Consider the following 22,330-nt stretch of genomic DNA (forward strand, 5'->3'; position numbering starts at 1 on the left):
ATTGGCATCTGTGCCATCTGATGATGTGCGTGCTTCGCGGCTCACGCCGCTCCCACAAAAACGAAGCTGATGCCAGAACTCTGACCACGGCTCTCCCCCTCGCAACAGGAGACAAACATGCGCAGCGCCACCCACACCACCTTCGGTGAACCGGCCGACGTGCTGGCACTGGGCGACAGCCCCATCCCGCAGCCCGGCCCCGGCGAAGTACGGATCAAGACCCTGCTCGCACCCATCCACAACCACGACCTGTGGACCGTACGCGGCAAGTACGGCTACAAGCCCACGCTGCCGGCAATCGGTGGCAGCGAAGCCGTAGGCATCGTCGAAGCACTGGGCGAGGGCGTGCAGGGCATCACCATCGGCCAGCGCGTCATGGCCGCCTCGGTGCACGGCACCTGGGCCGAATACTTCATCGCCCCTGCACGCATGGTCATTCCGGTGCCGGACGGCATCGCCGATGAAGCCGCAGCACAGCTGATCGCCATGCCGCTGAGCGCATTGATGCTGCTTGAATTCCTGCAGGCCGAACCGGGGCAATGGATCGTGCAGAACACCGCCAACGGCGCCGTCGGCAAGACCCTGGCCATGCTCGCCGCTGCACGCGGTGTGCACGTACTCGGACTGGTACGTCGCGATGCAGGTGTCGACGAACTCAAGGCACTCGGTATCAACAACGTGCTGTCGACAGCACAGCCGGATTGGAAGACGCACGCACAGGCACTGCTAGGCGACACGCTCGCACACGCCGCGGTCGATTCCATCGGCGGTCAGGCCAGCGCGGATCTGGTGTCACTGCTCGGTGACAACGGCATGCTGGTGTCGTTCGGCACCATGGCCGGCGAAGCCATGCAGATTCCCTCCGGCGACCTGATCTTCAAGCAGGCCACGGTGAAGGGCTTCTGGGGCAGCAAGGTAAGCCAGCAGATGTCGGTGGAGAACAAGCGTCGCCTTGTCGGCGAACTGCTGCAGCGTGTGTTGAGTGGTGAGTTGGAACTACCGGTGCAGGCCATCTACGAGCTGGCTGATGTTGCTGAAGCGGCTACTGCAAGCCTGCTGCCTGGGCGTAAGGGAAAAGTACTGTTACGTCCGTGAAGGGGCCAGCTTGGATCAAAAAAGCCACGCAGACATGCTGCGTGGTCTTTCCGGTTCTGAGGCCATCGGCTGTCGCTTTCGATATCCGCTGGTGGCGGTATTGCCTCTTGTCAGGGCTGAGCGGAAATGTGGCTATTCGCGGATTCTGTCGCGTAGCTCGGTGGCAATCCGATATGCGATCACATCGGCATTCTCACTCAAGGGCGGAAGATGGATGCCGCCTTCGCCGCCGACATGAGCGGGCCCTCCAATGTCTTCATCCCAGAGTGATCCATCATCGTTGATTGCAAAGTAGCGGTCCTTGCTCAGATCGTGACCCAGTAGCCGCGAAAAATGCATCCAAACCCAAGCTTGTTCTGGCGTTTGCTCATGGGTGCTGATCAGTTCCTGCATAGCGTGAATATCGCCTTCTTCTGCTGAAATGGTGAGCCAGTACTTCAACTTCGCCATATCGCCATGTTCTGCGGCGAACTCAGTCATGCTGATTGGATCCATTGACTCATCTGGATCCCGCTCGAGTATTGCTGGATTTCCATAGCGTTCAGCGGCTTGTGTGAGTGCACGGATGTCCCCGTCTCTGGCGGCAGCAAACAAGTGGTAACGGTACTTCTCTTCAACGCGCAACGGGGCGGCATCGATGTCCGAGAAGCTGACGTAAGCCACTGTCCACGTGCCTTCGCGCTTTACCTGACGCCGAAGCCGCGCTTGTTCATCACCATAGAACTCAGCCTCATCTTCGAGCAGTTTGGCTATGGCTAGATGGGCGCTGGTTACACCACGTATTGCAGCTGCCTCCAAACCGCTGCGCAAAATCGGCTGTTCTTCATTTGCGACCCTGCAGAGGTAGTTCAAAACCCATTCCAGGGGGCTTGATTCGTCCTCGTCTGGATAGCCTTGACCATCGATTGTTCTTATTAGCTCTTCAAATCGCAGCAATGCGTAGCCAGACTCAAGCAGGAAATCGGGCAGAGCTTTGGTGACTTTTGGGATGTCGACAGTAGGGACGCGAAGTTCCAAGCATCGCGCCCGCAGAAGGTTCTCACTGGGCCGAGTTCCCGTTGCACGAAAAGGGGCGTCGCACCAGATGGCGTCATGCTGGAATGCAGCAAGTGTCTTATATCCGGTCGCGGCGGCGAGAAGTTCGTGTATGTGGCTACGCTTGATCGATGAAACGCCACGCGCCTCCAAGTAGGCGTGTGCCTGGTAGGCCATTTCTTTGATGCTCATGATCCGTCCTCGTTGTCCAAGCTGAACCGGTCAGAGCGCACACGTTTAAAACACCGGCAGCTGGGCCAGAAGAAGGAGTGAACAGCATGATGTCAAACCTGTTTTTGCTCGTGTGCAAGCAAGGCGGGCGCCGCAGATAGCTTATACGTGTTCGGGTTGAGACTTTCAATCAACCAGCCGTAAGGGCAGTGGGCGGGTTCTCTAACCCCGAAACCGCTCAAGAACCCCCGCCGGATAATCCCGCTGGAACGGCAGATCCTTGCGGTGCGCGTAGCCGATGTAGCAATCACAACGCTGGTTCGGGCAGCCACGCGGTCGCAGCTGGGCCGCAAAGCTACCGTCGTACAGGTTGCCCAGCGGCTCGGCGACGAAGTGGCAGCGTTTGACGTTGCCATCGCCATCCACCGACACCACGTTCTCGCCGGTGAGGCAGGGGGCGCCCAGGCTTGCCGAGGGTTCGAGGTTGAACAGGAAGTGCGGGTCCACGCGTTGCAGCTGCTGGATCTCGGCATCGCTGTAATAACCGACAGGGCGCTCGTCGTAGGCGTTGATCCACATCGGCACCTCGTCCGGCAGCTCCTCACGCAGCAGCTGGATCTCTTCCAGATGCTCACGCATCGCCACCATGCCAACCGTGTAACGCACGCCGCGCCGGGCCAGTTCATTGCAGCGGGCGAGGAAAGCGGCGCGGGTTACCTGCCCCGGGTGGTAGGTGCACCACAGCGCGAAGCTGTCGAGATTGACCTCATCCAGCCAGCGCGTGCCGATGCACAGGTTGGTCTGAATCACCACCCGGCGGACATGCGGCATATGGCTGAGCTGCACCATCGCGTCGCGGTAATGACGGCGCACCAATCCCTCGCCCCACGGCGTGAACAGCACCGACAACTCCATCGTCTGCCGCTCCGCCCAGTCGACGAAGCGTGCAAGGTCCTCGGCGTCGCGGCGCAGGGCGGCGCGGGTGTCGTAGGTCTTGGCGAAGGGGCAGTACGGGCAGTCGTAGTTGCAACTGCTCAGGCGCCCGCGATAGAGGATGGAAAGATGCATGTGCGGCTCAATCCAATTGGTAGTCGCGCATGCGCTCGGCTACGCCGGCGGAGATCAGCCACGGACCGATGGTGTCGGCGCGGGCAAGACCAGTATCGTTCAAAGCAACCAGTGCATCCTCGCGCGTGGCCAAACCCTGCTCGAACAATTCGTCCAGCTGCGGCAGGTCGTCGAAGCACTCCGTGCCGAAGCGTTCGCGATACTGCGCGAGATCCAGGCCCGGCTGCGCCAGCAGTGACTGGATCACGAAGCGGCGGCGGCGCTCGTCCTCATCCAACCGCACGCCGTAATCGATGTGGGCGAAGGAAGCCTCATCGCGTTCCAGGTAGTGCGCAAGAATATCCGCCACCGAGCGCCGGCTGACGCCGTACTCGCTGGAGTAGTGCAGGCCGCTGGTATACGAGCGGGCGCCGCAGCCGATGCCGACCATGCCGTCGCTCTGGCAGCAGTACGCCGGTCCGCCGGAATCAGGCGCGTTGGCTGCGCGGAACATGCGCATTGATACCTGCTCATAGCCCGCGGCAAGCAGGCGCTCGCGGCCGGCTTCGTACAGGGCCAGGCGGTTGTCCACCGACTCGGGATGAATGACGAAAGCGCGCTTGCCGCCTTCCTTCGCACCGATGCGGTCCAGCCCGGTATGTGGGCGCACGTACAGCGGGTAGAGGTAGAGCTCTTCCGGCTGGAAGGCGAGGGCGCTGTCGATCGAGGTCAGGAAGCTGGCCACAGTCTGCCCCGCGATGCCGTAGATCAGGTCCAGGTTGAGCGTTGGAATGCCTGCCGCACGAATCTGCGCGATGGCTTCCTCGACCACCGCGCGTTGCTGCGGACGCACCAACGAGCGCACTTCCGCATCACTGAAGCTCTGGATGCCCATGCTGACGCGGTCGATGCCGGCGTCGCGGCAGATCTTCATCTTCGCCGCGTCCACGGTTTCCGGTGACACCTCGATGCCAGCAGGAATCGAATGCAGGTCGATGTTGGCGTGGCGCTGCACGAAGTCGAACAGCCGCTGCAGCTGCGGCGCATCCAGATAGGTAGGTGTGCCACCGCCCAGCGCGAAGCGCACGAAGCGGTGCTCGCCCAAAGCGTCGGCAGTTACCCGCAACTGCTTTTCCATCTGCGCCAGATAGGCTTCCACCTGCGCCGGCGCCGGCCGCGCCATTGCGAACAGATTGCAGAAGCCGCAGCGGTAGCTGCAGAACGGCACGTGCAGGTACAGGAACAACGCATCGCGCGGTTCACTTGCCCAGGCATCGGCAAGCAGCGGCGGCTGGGTGATCGGCCGGTACGCGGACTTGTGCGGGTAGGAGTAGGAATAGGCCTGGTAGGGTTCGAGCCGCAACAGCTCTGACAAACGATGGGCGGTCATGGGCTCAACACAAAATGCGCATAGGGGACGTTCATCACCGTCTCGTGGGCGAGGCGGTGGCCGTGGAAGCCATCCTCGCCGTAAGCGGTGCCATGGTCGGAACAGATGATCACGAAGGCCGGCCCGCGCGCGCGCAAGGCCGCGAACAACGCCGCCAACTCGCCATCGACGTAGCGCAGCGCGGCACAGTGGCTGTCCAGTCCATCCGCGTCGCAGCCGGGCAGGTAGTGCCGGTTCGGCTGGTGGATGGCCGATACGTTGATGAAGAGGAAGCAGCGCTGGTCGCCCGCTGCCTGCAGGCGCTCGCAGGCCAGTGCCACCTGGCGTTCGGTGGAGTCGACCGCGGTCACGCCGAGCTCGGGCTGCCAGTGGCTTTCCTCGAACAGGCCCGGCAGTTGCGAGCCCAGCGCATTGCGACGGTTGAAGAAGCCGACGCCGCCGATGCAGATGCTGCGGTAGCCCTGGTCACGGAAGCCACCGACGATATCGGCACGGCCGGAGAACACGAACGTCTCCGGCACGATGGTCTCGCTGCCTTCAAACTCCAACGCGAACAGGCGCGGATGCGGACCTGGCCGCGCAGGCGTGGGCAGGAAGCCGGCAAAGAACGCCGAGTGCGCCGCGTAGGTGAAGCTGCCCGGCGTATGCCGCAGCTCCCAGCCATCGGCCGGCAGGTGCGGAGCAAGCACCGGCAGCTCGCCGCGCTCGAAGCAGCGTTGGGCCGCATCGAAGCGCAGGGCGTCCAGGGTGATCATCACCACGTCATGGCTGCCGACGATGCGGTGCATGTCGGGCAAGCGGGTCTCAAGCATGGGCGTACTCGTTGATGGCAGAACGCGCAGGCGACAACAGCGCCTGGTCTTCGTAGGTGGTGCGCCCGTCATGGCGCAGGTCCAGCAGCAGGTCGCCGAAGCCATTGGCTTCCAGCACCCAGCTGCGCGTGCCGCGCACGATCAGGTCGAAGCCGATCATGCGGCTGGCGGGGAATGTAGCCGCGGCCTTCACCGTGGCAGCTTGCAGATGGCTGATGGCATTCGCATCCAACAGCGCGTCCAGCTGCGTGCGCGCATTGCCCAGGTGCAGATTGGTCAGCGCGCCCGCGCTCATCCGCGCCACCCGCTGCCGTGGCTGGCCATCGAGTGCGACCACGCGCACGTCATAACGGCGGCCATCGCTGCCCGGCACGGTCGGCTTGGGAATCCAGCGCTCGATGTAGGCGCCTTGTTCGGCCAGCAAGTCCACCAATCGTGCGATATCGCCGTGCCGGTCGTAACGGCGCTGCCGCAGCGAATTGAACACCCGCCAGCGGCCGTCCTGTTCCACCAGCTCCGCCGAGCCATAGGCCACCTCGCGGCCATCGCGGTTGCGCGCGTAAGCCAGCACGCCCGCGCCGGACGAACCGTAGCGGGCCTTGATGAAGACGCGCTCGCAGGCCACATCGCGCAGCCGCGCGCACAGATCCTCGTAGCCGCTGATCGCCCTGAACAACGGCGGCACCGCCACGCCTGCATCGGCAAGCCCGTGCTGGCAGCGGAGCTTGTCCGACATGCAGGCCAGATCGGCTGGTGCATTGAGGTAACGCGGCCCCGCTGGAAGCGACGCCAGCACATCGGCAAAGCCGGCATACCAGAACTGCTGATGCACCAGCTCGCCATGCGCGGCAGGCAAGGGCGCATCGCAGGCCGCGCCGGACAACTTCCAGCCACGCAGCACCAAGGCCTTATGCAGCGCAGGCGCTTCGCCGGGTGACTCCAGCTTGACGATGGCACCGGGCGCCTGCGCGAGTGCCTCAAGCAGACGCGCAGGCTCGGCGAGCAGGGTTTCGTAATCGAACACATGCGCGGCAGGCGCGCCCTGATCGTGCAGGGCACGCTGCAGCCACCTGATACGGCGGCTGCCGCGCGGGCCGATCAACAGCCAATTGGCCATCTTCGCCTTACTCGGACACCGCCACGTAGCGGTCGCCGTCGTCTTCTTCTTCCGGATCGTCCAGCACCACCGCGCACGGCAGCGCCTGCAGCTTCTGCTGCCAGGCCGCGGAAATGTAGTGGTGGCTCAGGTCGATGCGCTGCAGGCTGCCCAGGTTCGGGCTCTCGCACAGCGCCTGCGCGCCGACGTCGCCGATGGTGCCCAGCGACAGGTCCAGCGTCTGCAGCGTGCCCAGCCACGGCTCACCGGCCAGCCACACCGCCAGTTCGTCGCTGATCATGGCATTGCGCAGGCCCAGGTACTGCAGGCGCTCCGGCCCGATCGCCGACAACAGGCGCTGGTAGACCGCCACATCGCCATCGAAGCCGTAACCATCATCGCCAAGCCACAGCTCAAGATGGCGCAGGGTCGGCAGCGTGGAGTTGGCGATGGCAATGACGATCTCGTTCGGCAAGCCGCCGCTCTCGATCGCCAGTTCCTGCAGCGACGCATGCGTGAAGGGCTGCAGTTCAAGTTCGGAGGTGCCACGGATACGCAGCGACTCCAGGCCCGGGAAGGCCTCCAGCAGTGGGTTGTAGGAGATCTGGTTGATCCACGACATCTCGCAGTCTTCGTAGGTCATGTCGCCCACGAACAGTGCCTTCAGGTTGCCCAGCTCGGCACGGCGCGCAATCAGTCCATCGATCAGGCCCTGCGGGCCATCACTGGAAGCCTCATCCCATGCACCGATGACCAGCACTTCAATCGACTTTGGATCAACCTGCTCGAAGAAATTGGCCAGCAGTTCTTCCTGGCTCTCGTCGCTGTCGTATTCCTGCATCAAGCGGTAAGCGACATCGCCGGCTACGGCTGAGCCACCCATCTTGAAGTCAACGACTTTCTTGCCACGATAAACCTGCGTGTATTCGCCAATGGTCACGGTACGTCCTTGCCGGAATGGGTGCCGTAGCATAACCGAGAGGGTAGTGATGCTGGCAGCAACGCATCACGTTCGATGGAAGGCATACAGCCTTAGCCATTCCGTAACCATGCTGTGCTAACGCAGCAATCAAGCGCAAACAAGTGAGCAGAAGAACCAAGCGAAGCCAGCTCAACCCCCTCCCTTGCGCAAAGCGCAGGGGAGGGCCGGGGAGGGGTGCTCTACGCAGTAACCCAGCAGATCAAGCACCCCAGGTTCGCAGCTAACGCAGCTCCTACAAAAAGCCAACCAGCAAACCAGCAACTAAAAGCGAAGCCAGCTCCAGCCCCCTCCCTTGCGCGCAGCGCAGGGGAGGGTTGGGGAGGGGTGCTCTTCGCAGTAACCCAGCAGATCAAGCGCCCAAGCTTCGCAGCTAACGCACCTCCCACAAAACCAAACAACCAGCTTCAGACCTACAACGAACTACAAACAGCCACATAGTTCCCCTGGCTGATATTCAAATACTTGACCCCGTTGTAGTACTTGTACCCAACCCCCATCACCCGATGCCCACTCTCGGTAGGGAACACCACAAACTCATACTCATCCCCAAACAGCGGATCAGCAGGTGTAAAGCTCAAATTGACCTTGTCACCAAGATCATCGTGCTTCCGCTTCCAGGTCATCTTCCCCTGCAAGTCCTCGCCCAGCAGTTTCACCTGCGCCCGCTGCGTCTTGGTGTCCCAGGAAATCAATTCCGGGCCAATCGAATCACCCTCGATCTTGCAGATGGTCGTTTCGGCAAAAGCAGGCGCAGCAACGCCCAGCAGAAGAAGGGGAGCCAGGCGAGATGGTTTGAATCGCATTGAGTATGTCCAGTAGTTCGGGCCAGCGTTGCTCCGCAACGCCGTGCCGCGTTGTACCAGACACACCCAGTTGAAAGCCATCGCCAAAGCCACCGGCGCGATCACCCCGCCAGATACGCATCCGTAGCAACAACCCGCCCATACCCGAACTCAAACGACGCCATCATCGCCGCATGCACCTGGGCAGCCGGCGCCACAACGCCATTGAATTCCAGGTCACGCGTAGCGCAGGCGTCGTGCAGCACGGTGACCGCATAGCCCATGTCGGCGGACGCACGCACCACCGCATCCACGCACATATGGCTCATCGCACCAATCACCACCACGTCCTCGATCCCGCGCGCCTCAAGCTGCTGCTTCAGATCGGTATCGCGGAACGAATTGACGTGGTTCTTGACGATCACCGGCTCATCGACGAAGGGCGCGACAGCGGCCATGATCTGCACCCCGTCCGAGCCCGGCACGAAGATCGGCGCATCACTGCTGGCGGATTCATGGCGGACATGCAGCACCGGCACACCCTTGGTCCGCGCATCGGCAATCACGCGCACCGCATTGGCGGTGGCGGCATCAATGCCCACCAAAGGCAGCTTGCCGCTGGCAAGGTATTCATTCTGAAGATCGACGACGATAATGGCGCGCTTGCTCATGTACGGCTCCCTGATGGGTGGTTGAATGGTGTGGGAGAAGTTTCCGCGACCGGCCTGCCACCACGAAGAGGCGCTACCGACATTCTTGAGGGCTGTACCGACAGATGCGCACCGACGGTCACATCCAAGTGGGAATCCTGCTGTATCCCGGCGCCCAGCTGGCGGCGGTGCTCGGCCTGACCGACCTGTTCGACCTGGCCGGCCGGCTCGCCAGTGAACGCGCCGCCCCCGCCGCCCCCGAACTGCAGGTCACACACTGGTGCATCGAATCGCCCGGCCAAGCGCCGCAGGCCGTCTACAGCTCAAGCCAGTCGCCAAGCGGCACACCGCAGGTAATGATCCTGCCGCCCAGCATGCAGCCGCCGATTTCCACCGAAGCCGCCGCGCCCTACCTGGGCTGGTTGCGCGCATTGCACGACGACGGCACCACGCTCGCATCGGTCTGTGCCGGCGCATTCCTGCTGGCCGAAACCGGGCGCCTGGCCGGCCGCACCATCACCACCAACTGGCAATACGCCGAGCTGCTGGCCGCGCGCTTTCCGGACGTGACGCTGGACGTGGACCAGATGCTCATCGACGGCGGCGACATCTTCAGCGCAGGCGGCGCCATGGCCTGGACCGACCTCGGCCTGCGGCTGGTGGACCGCTACCTTGGCGCCGCAGTGATGCTGGATGTCGCACGCACGCTGTTGATCGATCCGCCCGGACGCCAACAGCGCTACTACAGCAGTTTCTCGCCACGCCTGACGCACGGCGACGCCGCAGTGCTGGCCGTGCAGCAATGGCTGCACGACACCCATGCCAAGCTGGTCGCATCCGCCGAACTCGCACAACGTGCAGGGCTGGAAGAGCGCACCTTCCTGCGCCGCTTCCAGAAAGCCACCGGCATGACCTCCACCGAATACTGCCAACGCGTACGCGTGGCCCGCGCACGCGAGATGCTGCAGACCAGTAACGTGCCGCTGGAGCGGATCGCCTGGGACGTGGGCTACAGCGACCCGGGTTCGTTCCGGAAGGTGTTCAGCAGAGTTGTGGGGTTGTCGCCGGGGGACTATCGGAGGCGGTTTGGTGGTGGGTGATTGAGGAGTGGCGAGCAGAGTAAAAAGTCCGCCCTATTTTTGATGTTTTTGGCGGTAGCTTCCTTGTGCTCCTTGGACCACTTTCGGCCAGAAGCAGCCATGCTCCCGAATGCTGGCCGGATTCAAATCGAGGCTGTTCAAAATTCCGCCTACACAAGAATCTATCCGCGCTCAACTGTGGACGCACCTTGTATTGTGCATCTAACTGATCGTTCCAGCTGAGGAATAAAAGGCGGATGAAATGGAAAATGAATCCGCCCTTCTTTCTCATCTTCCATTCCACAGGTCTTACCTGAGGGATTCCAAGCTGCACCACTCTTGCGACGAGAGGATTGCGCGATTAGCTGATGAGGCGGCGCACTCGCCGCATTACGAATGCCCGCCTCCGTGTCGGATCTACTTACTCATAGCCTGGTAGTGCTCCGCATACCCACACTCTTCAAAAATCAACCTCAGGCCTTCTTTGAAAACATTATGATCAAACTCCTTAATGTCAAAAATGTTCTGACCCAAGGAGTGTGATTCTCGGTTCATGTACCTGTAGAAGGTCGTGAATTTGTCACTCGACAGGGCTGGCTTTTGGAAAACGTTATTGAAATCTTTCTTTTGAACGAAGTTGAAGAAATACTCGACGATGTTTCGCATGCAATTAGCGATCAGCGCCGGTGGTGATGCCTGGTCCTTTATGATCGACCAATAGGATTGGTAGTCATTCTGGATCTCCTCATACTTCATTGGAACTACAGTGCTTCCGTTTGTATTCTTGAAAATTCTGAATAGTTGCTGTGTCTCCGCACGCTTCTCTTTATTTGTGTGCGTTAGCTCGTAGAAGAAGTACAGGCTATGGGTGAGAACAAACACCTGTGCGTAAATTTTATCGTTAATGAAATGCCTCTTGATCAGCTGCCCAATATTGAACACGTAGAGGTGAGAAAGGCTAGAAATGGGGTCGTCAATCACAACCACTTTTGGCTGAGGCACCGCAGTGGCGGTCTTCTGTCCTTTGCAAAGCTCCATGAAGTAAAGGAAACTAATAACCGTTTTCTCCCCCTCGCTCAGAGAGTGAAATGCATTCGCTTGATCGGTAGCCCTGGAAACTCGATAGAAATTCTCACCGTATGGCACCACAGAGAATCCATCGATACCAATCTCTACCAGCCCAGCGTTGATGTTTTCAATTGACTCTTCGATGTTGACCGTTTGCTTTCGGAGAGTAGCAATTTTGTTGATAGAGGCTGCAACATCAGCGTCGATCTTTGTGGTTTCTTGGCGTATTTTTTCAGCCTCATCTTTGAGGTCTGAAGCCGATTGGGAGCAGGTAGAAATTGTCTGATCATAATCCCAGCGCATCAGCTTCCAAAAGCGCGATCTTATGTCTTCTCGAGTTCTCTTCTTGTTCGCCAGCTTGTCGTTATGTGCTTCAATCAGCACGTTCAGGCGGCCGATCAAGTCATTGATCACGTCGACGGAGGACTGGGTGTCGGTGAGGGTAACTGATGTGCTCGGGCTTTTGATTTTGTTGCCAATGTGCAGAATATTTTCGCGGATTGATGCTTTCAAAGCCTCGCAGGCAATGCTCCAGGCCTCCACAAGTTTTTTGCTGGCAAGCGGAGAGTTTGAAATATCTTGAAGACTCAGGCCAGAGGTTAGCGCCTCATAGCGAATCTTGATTGACTCCAGCTGCTTAACATCTTGCTCATAGCCTTCATCGAAGACTTGACGGATGGAATCGATGATGTTTTTAGTTATCGTTTCTTTCTGGCAGAAAGGGCAGGCTTGAGGATCCTTATCATCAGAAATGTACTGGAGCCCTTGCTTCACCCAATCAGAATTGCGAGTTTTAGTGATGAACTCTGCAACTGAACCTTCTTGGCTGCCGACAATGATTTTCGACCAAAGGGAATCCCCTTCGATGGTCAGCCAGCCAGCCGAAAGGGTTGGAATTTTCGTGAATGGAACTGCACTCTCGCCTTCAATGGACGACGCCTCAGCCTTTAGGTCATCTATGGTGTAACTAGGTGCATTTTCCGGAAGAGGTAATCCAATAATATGTTGGAAGAGAAGTTCTGTTCTTTTGAGGCCTTCAAGGCAAAACTCCAGAACGCGATCCCCGCCCGTGAAATTCGTCTTGATCTCCCAGACTTTTCCGCTTGCTTTGATCTTTTCTTGATCGAGTCTTTCCGCGTTTTCATTGGCCCGCTTTGAATTCTCTTGCTGAACGGTCAGATGCTTCTCCAGCTCTTTCGTCTCGGCTTCGATTTGCTGGAGTGCTACCTTGTTCTCTTTGGAGAGCGTGAAAATTCCTTTTAAATTATCATCTTCGTAAAAGTAGTCGTTGAGGAAGCTTTGGTTGTATACCAAAATTTCACATGGCTGACTGGTTCTCAGGCTGCATTTAGCAAACCGAGTTTCGGTATGGTTATACAAAAATTCGGAGATGGTGCTCTTACCTGCACCATTTAGCCCGTAGATTAGAGACGTCTTGTTGGCGAGAGATAGAGTGGACTTGGATTTGTAACTGGTGACGCCATCAATGTTCAATTCCGTGATCACAACCTTGCTCCTGAGTGCTAAGTGGTTTTGCGCCATCCCTGTTGGCGAGAAGGAGTGCAGACGATCCAAGAACGGCCTGCTACACCGACCTTACCCGTCTCCTGTCAATGATGACCAAATTGCCGAAAATGCTCCCGATCCCTGCATGCCGTTCCCGTCAATCTTGACTCTGAAGACTGCCTTTGTCCCATTTGTGCCTGTTGCGACCGACAGCTATGGGTCGGCTGCGGCCCATACTACGTACTGCGACTAGGAGCAGGCTTTCGACACCTACGCTAAGCCGCACCGCGAAGCGGCGTCGGTTTGAATGAACTGTTAGAACTCACCAGAGCACCATGCCCCTGGCGCCAGAAGAAAGATTGCGAGCAAAATCCCAGAAGCGTTCAAAGCTGTGCTCGAATTCCCAGTTGATTCCATCCGCCTCATGGAAGCCACCTTCTATAAATTTGTCGAAACTAATAGCTTCAGCTCTTACAGGCTCCGAGTGAAAGACGGCTTTCGTCTGGCTAACGTAAACGTTGTGGCATCCGTTCTTTCGTAAAGTGCCGTCGGATTTAGTTGGAAGCCCAACTAAAGAAAGCGATGCCACATCCACTAACCAAGTCTGTGAAAGCAAGTCGGGGTCCTTCTTGAGTTCTGAAGTGCTCCCGACCAATGGAAAGGCGTAAAAGACAGACCGCGAGTAAGATTTGACCTGATTCCGTAGCGCGCTAAGCTGATCGTGAGGTGCGAGAAAAACTCGCTCCTTCGACTTGAGAAGGCGGTTTGATGCTTTGAACTGAAAGATCAGTAGCCGGCCGCCTAGCTTCGTGCATGCATCGAATCCTGCCTTTGCTTCCTGTTTCTGGGTGAGTCCAAACCAAAGTATCTGTTGTTTTGCGCCGAGCAGTCTTGACGCCTGAGCGCAAATGTTTAGTTCTAACGTCTTCTCGGAGAGCTTCATTTAATATCAACTTCCTTGTGAGTTCCAGTTTCGTAGCGAACGGATCTTTGACTCCGGGTATATGAATTAACGACAAGGCACACTATTGTGGCCATTCCCCCGGTACAACTCGATCTTAGTGCGGCAGGGTCTGGCTAACAAGCCAGCGTATAACCGGACCCAGCAGTAGGCTCGACGCCTGCACCGATGACCGTTATGGGTTGGAAGGGGACGTTGGTCTGAGTGCGTTACTATTGGTGCCCTTACGTTTCTGCATATTTCCTGTCTTCCTTTGGAATTCGACGCTTGCCGCATGACTTCCAAATTATTAGTAGGCAGGCCTAGCAGCGGTGGGTTGGTGGTTGCAGCCCTGATGCCCGGCTATCGCGCGCTATCAGGTCTCTTTCTTCATTTCTGCGAGATGCAGTTCCCTGAGATAAAGAAATAGAGGTAGTGCCAGGGACGGACCAATCACGATGGTGGACAGCGGCAACCACAGACGGCGTATCCCCAGCCTGCGTCCTTCGACGCAAATGAGTGCGATGGTCGCAAGTCCCGAAATGAGGACGTCCGTCCAAGCAAAAGCTGCAATGTTGCTGGATGTCGCCTGTTGCAGCAGGAGCGGAACATTGAGGCCGTTGGCGGAAAGCCATGGCACAAACTGGGCGAGGGGCAGGGCGGTGCCTGCGATGCAGAGAAGTAGGTAAACAAACCGCATGTTGCTCTCCGGCTGATTCGATTGGTTGTCTCTGGTGTCGATTATCGCTTGGACCAAGGAAACTTGGGCCTTGGTCAGCGGCGAGCTCGGGAGTTTCAGCGCGATCAAGGCGGGCCAGTCCGCAATTATTCCTGGACCCCGTAAGAGCCCAGCGACACCAGCCAGCACCTAAGCGCGCTCAGCCCGCAATCCCCCATTACCGATGGACATTCCCGCCATCCCAACTCACTGGCATTCTGTCGCCTGCTCATCAGGGGATGAAAGTCGATGTTTCGATCTGTTGTTCTTGCGGCTGCACTATTTGCAGCGCTTCCCGCGCGCGCGGAGCTGGCTTTCGAGGCGCCGGTGGCCTGCGCTGATGCGGATTCGTCTCCTGCGCTGAAGGGCAGTCTCTGTGTCACGACCCATGTTTCGCTGCGGCACGAATCGCCCGCCGATGGTTCGCTGAAGCTGTTCGTGCGGTGGTTTCCTGCCGAGACGGCGGAGCGGCGCGGGGAGGTTTGGTTGTTGGCCGGTGGGCCTGGTGAGTCCGGGGCGTCCTTGTATCCGGTGGTTGCGACGTTCCGGCGTGCGTTTCCCGGTTATGACCTGGTGATTCCGGATCACCGTGGCGTGGGTCGGTCGGCGCGCATCTGTCCGGTGCAGGAGGCGGCGGACAGTGCCGATGGTGTTGCGTTGGCTGGGGACGAGTGGGGTGGCTGCATTGGCGCGATGTATGCGGATGCGGCGCGCACGCAGGCGTTCTCGGTGACCGAGGCGGCGCAGGATCTTGCGCTGCTGATGTCGCGCTATCGCGGCAGTGGGCCGACCTATCTGTACGGGGTGTCGTATGGCACGCAGCTGGCCTTGCGTGCGCTGCAGGTGGCGCCGATGCCGCTGGATGGTTTGATCCTGGATGGGTTGGTGCCGCTGGAGACCACCGAGCAGTGGGACCTGAGCCGGCGCACGGCGCTGGTGGATGCAGTGGGGCGTGTGGTGCTGGGCGAGCAGAAGGTGGCGGTCTATCAGCGTGTGCTGGCCGCTGCGCCGACGGCGCCGTGGAAGGACGCGGTGCCGGGTGGTGATCTGCGCCGGTTGTTGGGCTCGCTGCTGAACTTCCCTGCGTTGCGTGCGCGTATTCCGGACATCGTGGATGGGCTGGCGGTGGACGATACGTCCGCGTTGCTGGCGACGGTAGCGGAGCTGAAGACGGCGATGGCCGGGATGGGGCAGGGCGGTAACAACCAGCCTTCGTTGCCGCTGGTGATGTTGATCTCGGCGTCGGAGAACAATGCGCGGCCGGGGCTTACGCGGGAGCTGGTGGAGCAGGAGGCTGCTGGGGCTTTGTTTGTCAGTGCAATCCCCGGGTTTCTGGTGGGGACGCCTGTGCCTGCTTATGCCAAGGATGCGTGGTTTGGGAAGTCGCCTGGGGTGCTACCGAGGACTTTGGTTGTGCATGGGACGCTGGATCCGAATACGGCGTATGCGGGGGCGGTGGAGCATGCGGCTGTGCTGGGGAAGGCTGGGGAGGTGAGCTTCAGTACGGTGGAGGGTGGGGCGCATTTGCTGTCTTACTTTGCGCCTGGGTGTTTTGTTGAGGCGGTTGGGGTGTTTGTTGCGGGTGGGGAGGTTGGTGGTGGGTGTGTTGAGCGGTGAGTTGGTTGGGTTTTGTTGGTGAGTTTGGTTGGGGGGCTGGAGGTTTGGGGTTGGTGGTTTTGTTCTGCCCTCACCCCAACCCCTCTCCCGCTGGCGGGAGAGGGGCTTTGGTCATGTGGGTTTGGGGCTATCCGGTTGTGTCACAGATTGCTGGGTTGGGGCGTGTTGGCTCCAGCGTTAGTCGCTGCACATCCGAGAACAACTGCTCTACCGGCATGCCGTAGGGCGCGAACAAACGCAGCCGTCCTTGGCGGTCGAATACGTAGCCGCCTGCGGTGTGGCTCATCGAGTAGGCACCGGGGTGCTTGCCTTCTTCGCGGTCGTAGAAGGCTTTGAACGATGCTGCCATTGCGGCCAGTTGCGCATCGTCACCAACCAGCGCTGTCGCAGTCGGGTCAAACGCTTTTACATAAGTCTCGGCAACAGCAGGCGTGTCGCGGGCCGGGTCTACGGTGACGAAGATCACCTGCAGTTTGTCGGCGTCCGAGCCCATCAGGTGCTTTACGCGGTTCAACTCCACCATGGTGGTGGGGCAGACGTCGGGGCAGCTGGTGAAGCCGAAGAACAAATAGGTCACTTTGCCGTTGAGGTCGGCCGGGCTGCGGCTTATGCCTGTGCTGTCTGGCATCGTCCATTGCTGGCCGAGTGCTTCGCAGGCGATGTCCTTGCCGTAGAAATCCACCTTGGGTTTTGCGGCGCAGGCGACCAGCAGCAGGGTGGCGGCGCTTATCGCGATGGTGGACAGGTGCAGTTTGCGGGCCAGTGCGGCGAGGCCGGTGGCGGGGGTGTTGGTGCGGGACATGGCTATGGTCGATGAAGGACGGACAGCCGAACTACATGCAACGGGCCGGCAGTGTGTGCCGGCCCGTTGCGTGCGTCAGTTGACCATCATGTGGAAGTGCATGCTCCAGATGATCCAGATGGAGAGCGCTACCACGATGAAAAGAATGACCAGGGTGAAAACAAAACTGGCCAGGTTCCAGCCGCCCTCCGAGGAGCGGTTCATGTGCAGGAAGTACACCAGCTGCACGATGATCTGCACGACGGCAAAGCCGACCAGCAGGGCCATCGTCAGTGGCCGCGACAGCGTTGGGTTCATCACCAGCATGAAGGGGATGACGGTGAGCACGGCGCAGATCACGAAGCCGATCAGGTAGGACTTGGTGGAGCCATGTCCGCTGCCGGCGCGGGAGGTGTCGTTGTCGGACATGTTCAGAACACTCCAATCAGATAGACAAAGGTGAAGACGCAGATCCAGACCAGGTCCAGGAAGTGCCAGAACAGGCTCAGGCAGGAGATGCGGGTGACGTTGGTCGGGGTGAGCCCGCGGCGCTTCACCTGGTGCATTACCACCGCCATCCAGATCAGGCCGCTGGCCACGTGCAGGCCGTGCGTGCCAACCAGCGCGAAGAACGCGGACAGGTAGGCGCTGGTGGTGGGGCCGGCGCCAATGTGGATCAGGTGGTTGAACTCATACACTTCCATGCCGATGAAGCCGGCACCGAGTGCGAAGGTCACGCCCAGCCAGGTCAGCACCGCGCGTTTGTCCTGGCGGTGCATCGCCAGCACGGCCTGGCCGTAGGTGATGCTGGAAACCAGCAGCAGGAAGGTCTCCACCAGCACGAACGGCAGCGAGAACAGCTCGGCACCGGTCGGGCCGCCTGCATACGCGTTGCTGAGCACCGCGTAGGAGGCGAACAGTGAGCCGAACAGCACCAGATCGGACATGAGGTAGACCCACATGCCGAAGACCTTCATGCCGCCCTGGTCGTGGCCATGGTCGTCATGGCTGTGCTCGGCCGCCTGTGCGTTGTCTACGGCGACGTTGGACATGATGTTCATGCAATCACCCTGTGCTGCTTGAGCTTGTTCTGGTGTTGGTTCTCGATGGCGGCCACTTCTTCGGCGCTGACGTAGTAATCCACGTCCTCGTCGTAGGAGCGCACGATCAAGGTGACGATCATCGCCACGAAGCTCGCACCGGCCAGCCACCAGATGTGCCAGATCAGGGCGAAGCACAGTGCCAGGATCCAGATGTTGAGGATCAGCGGCACCCCGGTGTTGCGCGGCATGTGGATCGGCGCGTAGTGCTTGGGCGGCTTGGGCAGGCCTTGCTTCTTGGCTTCGTGGAAGGCGTCCAGGGTGTCGGCCTTGGGCACCACGGCGAAGTTGTAGAACGGCGGCGGCGAGGGCGTCTGCCATTCCAGCGTGCGCGCATTCCACGGGTCGCCGGTGATGTCCTGGTTCTGCTTGCGGTCGCGGATGCTGACGTAGATCTGCACCAGCATCAGCACGATGCCTGCGAGCACGAACAGCGCGCCGACGAAGGCGGCAATCAGGTAGGGCGTCCACGCCGGGTTGTCGTACTGGTTCATGCGCCGGGTCATGCCCATGAAACCGAGCATGTACAGCGGCATGAAGGCCAGGTAGAAGCCGATGATCCAGCAGGCGAACGACCACTTGCCCAGGCGCTCGTTGAGGGTGAAACCGAACACCTTCGGGAACCAGTAGACGAAGCCGGCCAGGTAGCCGAACAGCGCGCCACCGATGATGGTGTTGTGGAAGTGGGCGACCAGGAACAGGCTGTTGTGCAGCAGGAAGTCCGCGCCCGGGATGGCCAGCAGCACGCCGGTCATGCCGCCGATGGTGAAGGTGACCAGGAAAGCGATGGTCCACAGCATCGGCACGCTGAACTCGACGCGGCCACCGTACATGGTGAACAGCCAGGTGAAGATTTTCACGCCGGTCGGGATCGCGATGATCATCGTCATGATGCCGAAGAAGGCATTGACGCTGGCGCCGGAGCCCATGGTGAAGAAGTGGTGCAGCCACACCACGAACGACAGGATGCCGATCGCCAGCGTTGCACCCACCATCGACTTGTAGCCGAACAGCTTCTTGCGCGAGAACGTGGCGGTGATCTCGGAGAAGATACCGAACGCCGGCAATACCAGGATGTACACCTCCGGGTGGCCCCAGGCCCACACCAGGTTGACGTACATCATCGGGTTGCCACCCAGGTCATTGGTGTAGAAGTTGAAGTCCAGGTAGCGGTCCAGGGTGAGCGCGCCGAGGGCGACGGTCAGGATCGGGAACGCAGCGATGATGATCACGCTGGTGACCAGCACGGTCCAGGTGAACACCGGCATCTTCATCAAGGTCATGCCCGGCGCACGCATGCGCAGGATGGTGATGAACAGGTTGACGCCGGTCAGCAACGTGCCGACACCAGAGGCCTGCAACGCCCAGATGTAGTAATCAACACCTACCCCTGGACTGAACTCGATGCCAGACAACGGCGGATACGCCACCCAGCCGGTCATCGCGAACTCGCCAAGGCCCAGCGAGATCATCATCAGCGCGGCGCCGACCACGAAGATCCAGAAGCTGAAAGCATTGAGGAAGGGGAAGGCCATGTCGCGCGCGCCGATCTGCAGCGGCACCACGATGTTCATCAGGCCCACCACGAACGGTGTGGCCACGAAGAAGATCATGATCACGCCATGCGCGGTGAAGATCTGGTCGTAGTGCTCGGGTGGCAGGAAGCCATCACTGCCCGGGCCGGCCGCGGCCAGCTGCGCGCGCATCATCAGTGCATCGGCAAAGCCGCGCACCAGCATCACCAGCGCCACCACGATGTACATGATGCCGATCTTCTTGTGGTCAACCGTGGTGAACCAGTCGCGCCACAGCACGCCCCACAGCTTGAAATAGGTCACCGCGCCGAGCAGCGCAACGCCGCCCAGCACCATGCCCAACAATGTCACCACGACGATCGGGTCGTGCAACGGCACGGCGTCCCACGTCAACTTACCGAACATGCTCATTACTCCTGGGAGGCCTTGGGTTCTGCGTTGTGGCCCGACGTGGCCGCGGTGTTCTCACCCACGCCGATGAATTGGTCGATGACCTTCTTGAACAGCAGCGGCTCGACGCTGGCGAAGTGGCGCACCGGCTCTTTGCGAGTTGGTGCGGCCAGACGCTTGAATTCGTCGAAGCTAAGTTGATCCGGCGACTGCCGCACCTGCGCAACCCAGTCATCGAACTGCTGCTGGCTCATCGCGGTGGCGACGAACTTCATGTTGGAGAAGCCATGTCCGCTGTAATTGCCAGACATGCCGTCGAACTTGCCGGGCTCGTTGGCCACCAGATGCAGCTGCGTGCGCATGCCGGCCATCGCATAGATCTGCCCACCCAACTGCGGGATGAAGAAGGTATTCATCGTCGAGTTGGAGGTGATGTCGAAGGCCAGCTGCTGCCCGGCCGGGAAGTTGAGCTGGTTGACCGTGGCGATGCCCAGGTCCGGGTAGACGAACACCCACTTCCAGTCGGTGGCGATCACTTCCACGTGTAGCGGCTCGCCGGGAATATCCAGCGGCTTGTAAGGGTCAAGCTCGTGGGTGGATTTCCACACGATGACCGCCAGCACGGCGACGATGATCAGGGGCACGCCCCAGACCACGATTTCCACCTTGGTGGAGTGCGCCCAATCGGGCATGTACCTGGCCTTGGTATTGCCGGAGCGGTAGCGCCAGGCAAACACGAAGGTCAGCACGATGGCCGGTATCACCACGATCAGCATCAAGGCGATGCAGATGATGATCAGGTCGCGCTGGGCAATGCCCACGTCGCCCTTGGAGTCCAGTAGTACCCAGTTGCAGCCAGACAGGCCCACGCATGCCAAAGCGGCCAGCGCTGGGCGGATGCGTTTCCAGCAGATATTCATTGAAGGTCGACCCTGTTGAAGGAGCTCTTGAGCGGGGACCGCCGATGCCCGGCGCATGGGCCGGGAGCGGCTACACTGTCCGTACGGCGGTGCCTACAAAAGGATTGCCGATCCAGTCAAGTCCATACAAGATACATCATTGTATGGGTTGGTGCACGTACAACGCAGGGAAGGTTCACCCGATGCAGCAGCCAGCCGCAGGCCGACGCCTGAAAAAACCGAACCGGACCTGGGTCCGTCCCTTCGCCGAGGGCAGTGGCCCGCTCTACCTGCAGATTGCCCAGCAGGTACGCGATGCCGTGGACGATGGCGTGCTGCAACCCGGCGACCGCCTGCCGCCGCAACGCGATCTGGCCCAGCTGATGGGCGTGGACCTGACCACGGTCACCCGCGCCTACGCCGAGCTGCGCCAGTCCGATCTGCTCGACGCGCAGGGCGCCGGTGGCACCTTCATCGCCATGTCCGCCGGCAACAGCGCCACCTCGGTGGACCTGAGCATGAACATCCCGCCGCTGCTGGGCAGCAGCCCGTTCGCGCAGAGCATGGAGCGCGGCTTCCAGCAGCTCAGCCAGCAGCTCGGGCAGGGCGAGTTGATGAGTTACCACGTAGGCGCCGGCTCCCGCGATGACCGTGCCGCCGCCGTGCAGTGGCTGGCGCCGATCCTCGGCAACGTCTCCGCCGAGCGGGTGGTGATCTGCCCCGGCGCGCAGGCCGCGCTATGCGCCATCGTGCTGGCCAAGACCCAGCCGGGTGAGCTGATCGCCGCCGAACAGCTTACCTATCCGGGCCTGCTGGCTGCCGCGCGTGTGCTGCAGCGGGGCATCGTCTCCATCGCCATGGACGCCGAAGGCATGCTCCCGGACGCGCTGGAAGCCGCCTGCCAGCAGCGCAAGCCGGCCCTGATCTACCTGATCCCGACCATCCAGAACCCGACCACCGCGACCATGTCGCAGGCTCGGCGTGCCGCCATCCTGGCGATTGCACGCCGCCATGGCGTGACGGTGGTGGAGGACGATCCGTACTGGCTGCTGGCCGCCGATGCGGCACCGCCGCTGGCGGTGGATAGCCACCCGGATGCCCCGGTCTACTACGTTTCCACCCTGTCCAAGTGCCTGGCGCCGGGCCTGCGCACCGCCTATCTGGTGGTGCCGCCGGGCGAGCCGATGGAGCCGCTGCTGGACGCCCTGCGCTCGATCGCGCTGATGCCGACCCAGTCGATGGTGGCGGTGGCCTCGCACTGGATCCGCAGCGGCCAGGCCGATGAGATGGTGCGCCGCTTCCAGCAGGAGCTGCGCCAGCGCCAGCAGATTGCCGCGCGCATCCTGCCCAAGCCCTATCAGGCGCACCCGTCCGGCCTGCATGTGTGGCTGCCGCTGCCACCAAGGCTTGACCAGTACCGGCTGATCCAGGCCGCGCAGGCGCAGGGCCTGGGCATCGCCAGCTCGGAGTCCTTCAGCATCGAGGAGCAGGCCGGCAATGCCATCCGCCTGTCTTTGGGCGGGGCAGTCGACCAGCACAGTCTGGCGGCGGCTTTGACCAGGCTGACCGAGGTCATCTCGGCTGCGCCTGAGACGCGGACACAGGCCATCGTTTAACCGGCCTCCGGTCATATCCAT

The 22,330-nt window shown here is 60.5% G+C and carries 20 protein-coding genes; 4 read left to right on the top strand and 16 right to left on the bottom strand.

What is annotated here, in order from left to right:
- The first annotated feature begins 117 nt into the window (after positions 1-117).
- Positions 118-1,095, top strand: coding sequence for a zinc-binding dehydrogenase (locus ACVOLZ_RS08910; protein ID WP_481515835.1), 978 nt, complete (start codon positions 118-120; stop codon positions 1,093-1,095).
- Positions 1,096-1,227: 132 nt separating this feature from the next.
- On the opposite strand, the gene ACVOLZ_RS08915 is transcribed toward ACVOLZ_RS08910, so the two are convergent.
- From ACVOLZ_RS08915 to ACVOLZ_RS08950, 8 genes are all read right to left on the bottom strand, one after another.
- Positions 1,228-2,322 (bottom strand): hypothetical protein, encoded by a 1,095-nt coding sequence (locus ACVOLZ_RS08915; RefSeq protein ID WP_481515836.1) that lies wholly within the window; start codon positions 2,320-2,322, stop codon positions 1,228-1,230.
- A gap of 201 nt (positions 2,323-2,523) precedes the next feature.
- Positions 2,524-3,369: an STM4011 family radical SAM protein gene (locus tag ACVOLZ_RS08920; RefSeq protein ID WP_481515837.1), complete on the bottom strand. Its 846-nt coding sequence runs from the start codon at positions 3,367-3,369 to the stop codon at positions 2,524-2,526.
- A gap of 7 nt (positions 3,370-3,376) precedes the next feature.
- Positions 3,377-4,738, bottom strand: a complete 1,362-nt coding sequence (locus tag ACVOLZ_RS08925) for an STM4012 family radical SAM protein (RefSeq protein ID WP_481515838.1) — start codon at positions 4,736-4,738, stop codon at positions 3,377-3,379.
- Entirely contained in the window at positions 4,735-5,550 is an 816-nt protein-coding gene (locus ACVOLZ_RS08930; protein WP_481515839.1) for an STM4013/SEN3800 family hydrolase, read from the bottom strand. The genes ACVOLZ_RS08925 and ACVOLZ_RS08930 overlap by 4 nt, the downstream gene beginning before the upstream one ends.
- Positions 5,543-6,652, bottom strand: a complete 1,110-nt coding sequence (locus ACVOLZ_RS08935; protein ID WP_481515899.1) for an STM4014 family protein — start codon at positions 6,650-6,652, stop codon at positions 5,543-5,545. The genes ACVOLZ_RS08930 and ACVOLZ_RS08935 overlap by 8 nt, the downstream gene beginning before the upstream one ends.
- A 22-nt stretch (positions 6,653-6,674) precedes the next feature.
- Positions 6,675-7,586 carry an STM4015 family protein gene (locus tag ACVOLZ_RS08940; RefSeq protein WP_481515840.1) on the bottom strand — a complete coding sequence of 304 codons (912 nt, stop codon included), beginning with the start codon at positions 7,584-7,586 and terminating at the stop codon, positions 6,675-6,677.
- Positions 7,587-8,038: 452 nt separating this feature from the next.
- Complete coding sequence (locus tag ACVOLZ_RS08945; RefSeq protein ID WP_481515841.1) at positions 8,039-8,431, bottom strand: hypothetical protein; 393 nt, start codon at positions 8,429-8,431, stop codon at positions 8,039-8,041.
- Positions 8,432-8,532: 101 nt separating this feature from the next.
- Positions 8,533-9,081, bottom strand: coding sequence for a cysteine hydrolase family protein (locus tag ACVOLZ_RS08950; RefSeq protein ID WP_481515842.1), 549 nt, complete (start codon positions 9,079-9,081; stop codon positions 8,533-8,535).
- Between the two features lie 104 nt (positions 9,082-9,185).
- On the opposite strand from ACVOLZ_RS08950, the gene ACVOLZ_RS08955 reads away from it, so the two are divergent.
- Positions 9,186-10,160: a GlxA family transcriptional regulator gene (locus tag ACVOLZ_RS08955; RefSeq protein ID WP_481515843.1), complete on the top strand. Its 975-nt coding sequence runs from the start codon at positions 9,186-9,188 to the stop codon at positions 10,158-10,160.
- A gap of 396 nt (positions 10,161-10,556) precedes the next feature.
- Here ACVOLZ_RS08955 and ACVOLZ_RS08960 read toward each other — a convergent pair whose 3' ends face one another.
- From ACVOLZ_RS08960 to ACVOLZ_RS08970, 3 genes are all read right to left on the bottom strand, one after another.
- Positions 10,557-12,782 (bottom strand): AAA family ATPase, encoded by a 2,226-nt coding sequence (locus ACVOLZ_RS08960; protein ID WP_481515844.1) that lies wholly within the window; start codon positions 12,780-12,782, stop codon positions 10,557-10,559.
- A gap of 253 nt (positions 12,783-13,035) precedes the next feature.
- Positions 13,036-13,656 carry a hypothetical protein gene (locus tag ACVOLZ_RS08965; protein WP_481515845.1) on the bottom strand — a complete coding sequence of 207 codons (621 nt, stop codon included), beginning with the start codon at positions 13,654-13,656 and terminating at the stop codon, positions 13,036-13,038.
- A 373-nt stretch (positions 13,657-14,029) separates the two neighbouring features.
- On the bottom strand, positions 14,030-14,461 hold the full coding sequence (locus tag ACVOLZ_RS08970; protein WP_481515846.1) for a DUF2834 domain-containing protein: 432 nt from the start codon (positions 14,459-14,461) through the stop codon (positions 14,030-14,032).
- Between the two features lie 159 nt (positions 14,462-14,620).
- Here ACVOLZ_RS08970 and ACVOLZ_RS08975 point away from each other — a divergent pair, with 159 nt between their 5' ends.
- Positions 14,621-15,988 carry an alpha/beta hydrolase gene (locus ACVOLZ_RS08975; protein WP_481515847.1) on the top strand — a complete coding sequence of 456 codons (1,368 nt, stop codon included), beginning with the start codon at positions 14,621-14,623 and terminating at the stop codon, positions 15,986-15,988.
- A gap of 127 nt (positions 15,989-16,115) precedes the next feature.
- Here the strand turns inward: ACVOLZ_RS08975 and ACVOLZ_RS08980 are convergent, their stop codons facing one another.
- From ACVOLZ_RS08980 to cyoA, 5 genes are all read right to left on the bottom strand, one after another.
- Complete coding sequence (locus tag ACVOLZ_RS08980) at positions 16,116-16,790, bottom strand: SCO family protein (RefSeq protein ID WP_481515848.1); 675 nt, start codon at positions 16,788-16,790, stop codon at positions 16,116-16,118.
- Positions 16,791-16,865: 75 nt separating this feature from the next.
- On the bottom strand, positions 16,866-17,198 hold the full coding sequence (cyoD, locus tag ACVOLZ_RS08985) for a cytochrome o ubiquinol oxidase subunit IV (RefSeq protein WP_057627619.1): 333 nt from the start codon (positions 17,196-17,198) through the stop codon (positions 16,866-16,868).
- Between the two features lie 2 nt (positions 17,199-17,200).
- Positions 17,201-17,830: a cytochrome o ubiquinol oxidase subunit III gene (cyoC, locus tag ACVOLZ_RS08990; RefSeq protein ID WP_282271767.1), complete on the bottom strand. Its 630-nt coding sequence runs from the start codon at positions 17,828-17,830 to the stop codon at positions 17,201-17,203.
- Complete coding sequence (cyoB, locus tag ACVOLZ_RS08995) at positions 17,827-19,809, bottom strand: cytochrome o ubiquinol oxidase subunit I (protein WP_481515849.1); 1,983 nt, start codon at positions 19,807-19,809, stop codon at positions 17,827-17,829. The genes cyoC and cyoB overlap by 4 nt, the downstream gene beginning before the upstream one ends.
- A gap of 5 nt (positions 19,810-19,814) precedes the next feature.
- Entirely contained in the window at positions 19,815-20,714 is a 900-nt protein-coding gene (gene cyoA / locus ACVOLZ_RS09000) for a ubiquinol oxidase subunit II (RefSeq protein WP_481515850.1), read from the bottom strand.
- A gap of 182 nt (positions 20,715-20,896) precedes the next feature.
- Here cyoA and ACVOLZ_RS09005 point away from each other — a divergent pair, with 182 nt between their 5' ends.
- Positions 20,897-22,309, top strand: a complete 1,413-nt coding sequence (locus ACVOLZ_RS09005; RefSeq protein WP_481515851.1) for an aminotransferase-like domain-containing protein — start codon at positions 20,897-20,899, stop codon at positions 22,307-22,309.
- The last annotated feature ends 21 nt before the right edge of the window (positions 22,310-22,330 follow it).

It is taken from the genome of Stenotrophomonas sp. STEN020 (assembly GCF_056760195.1).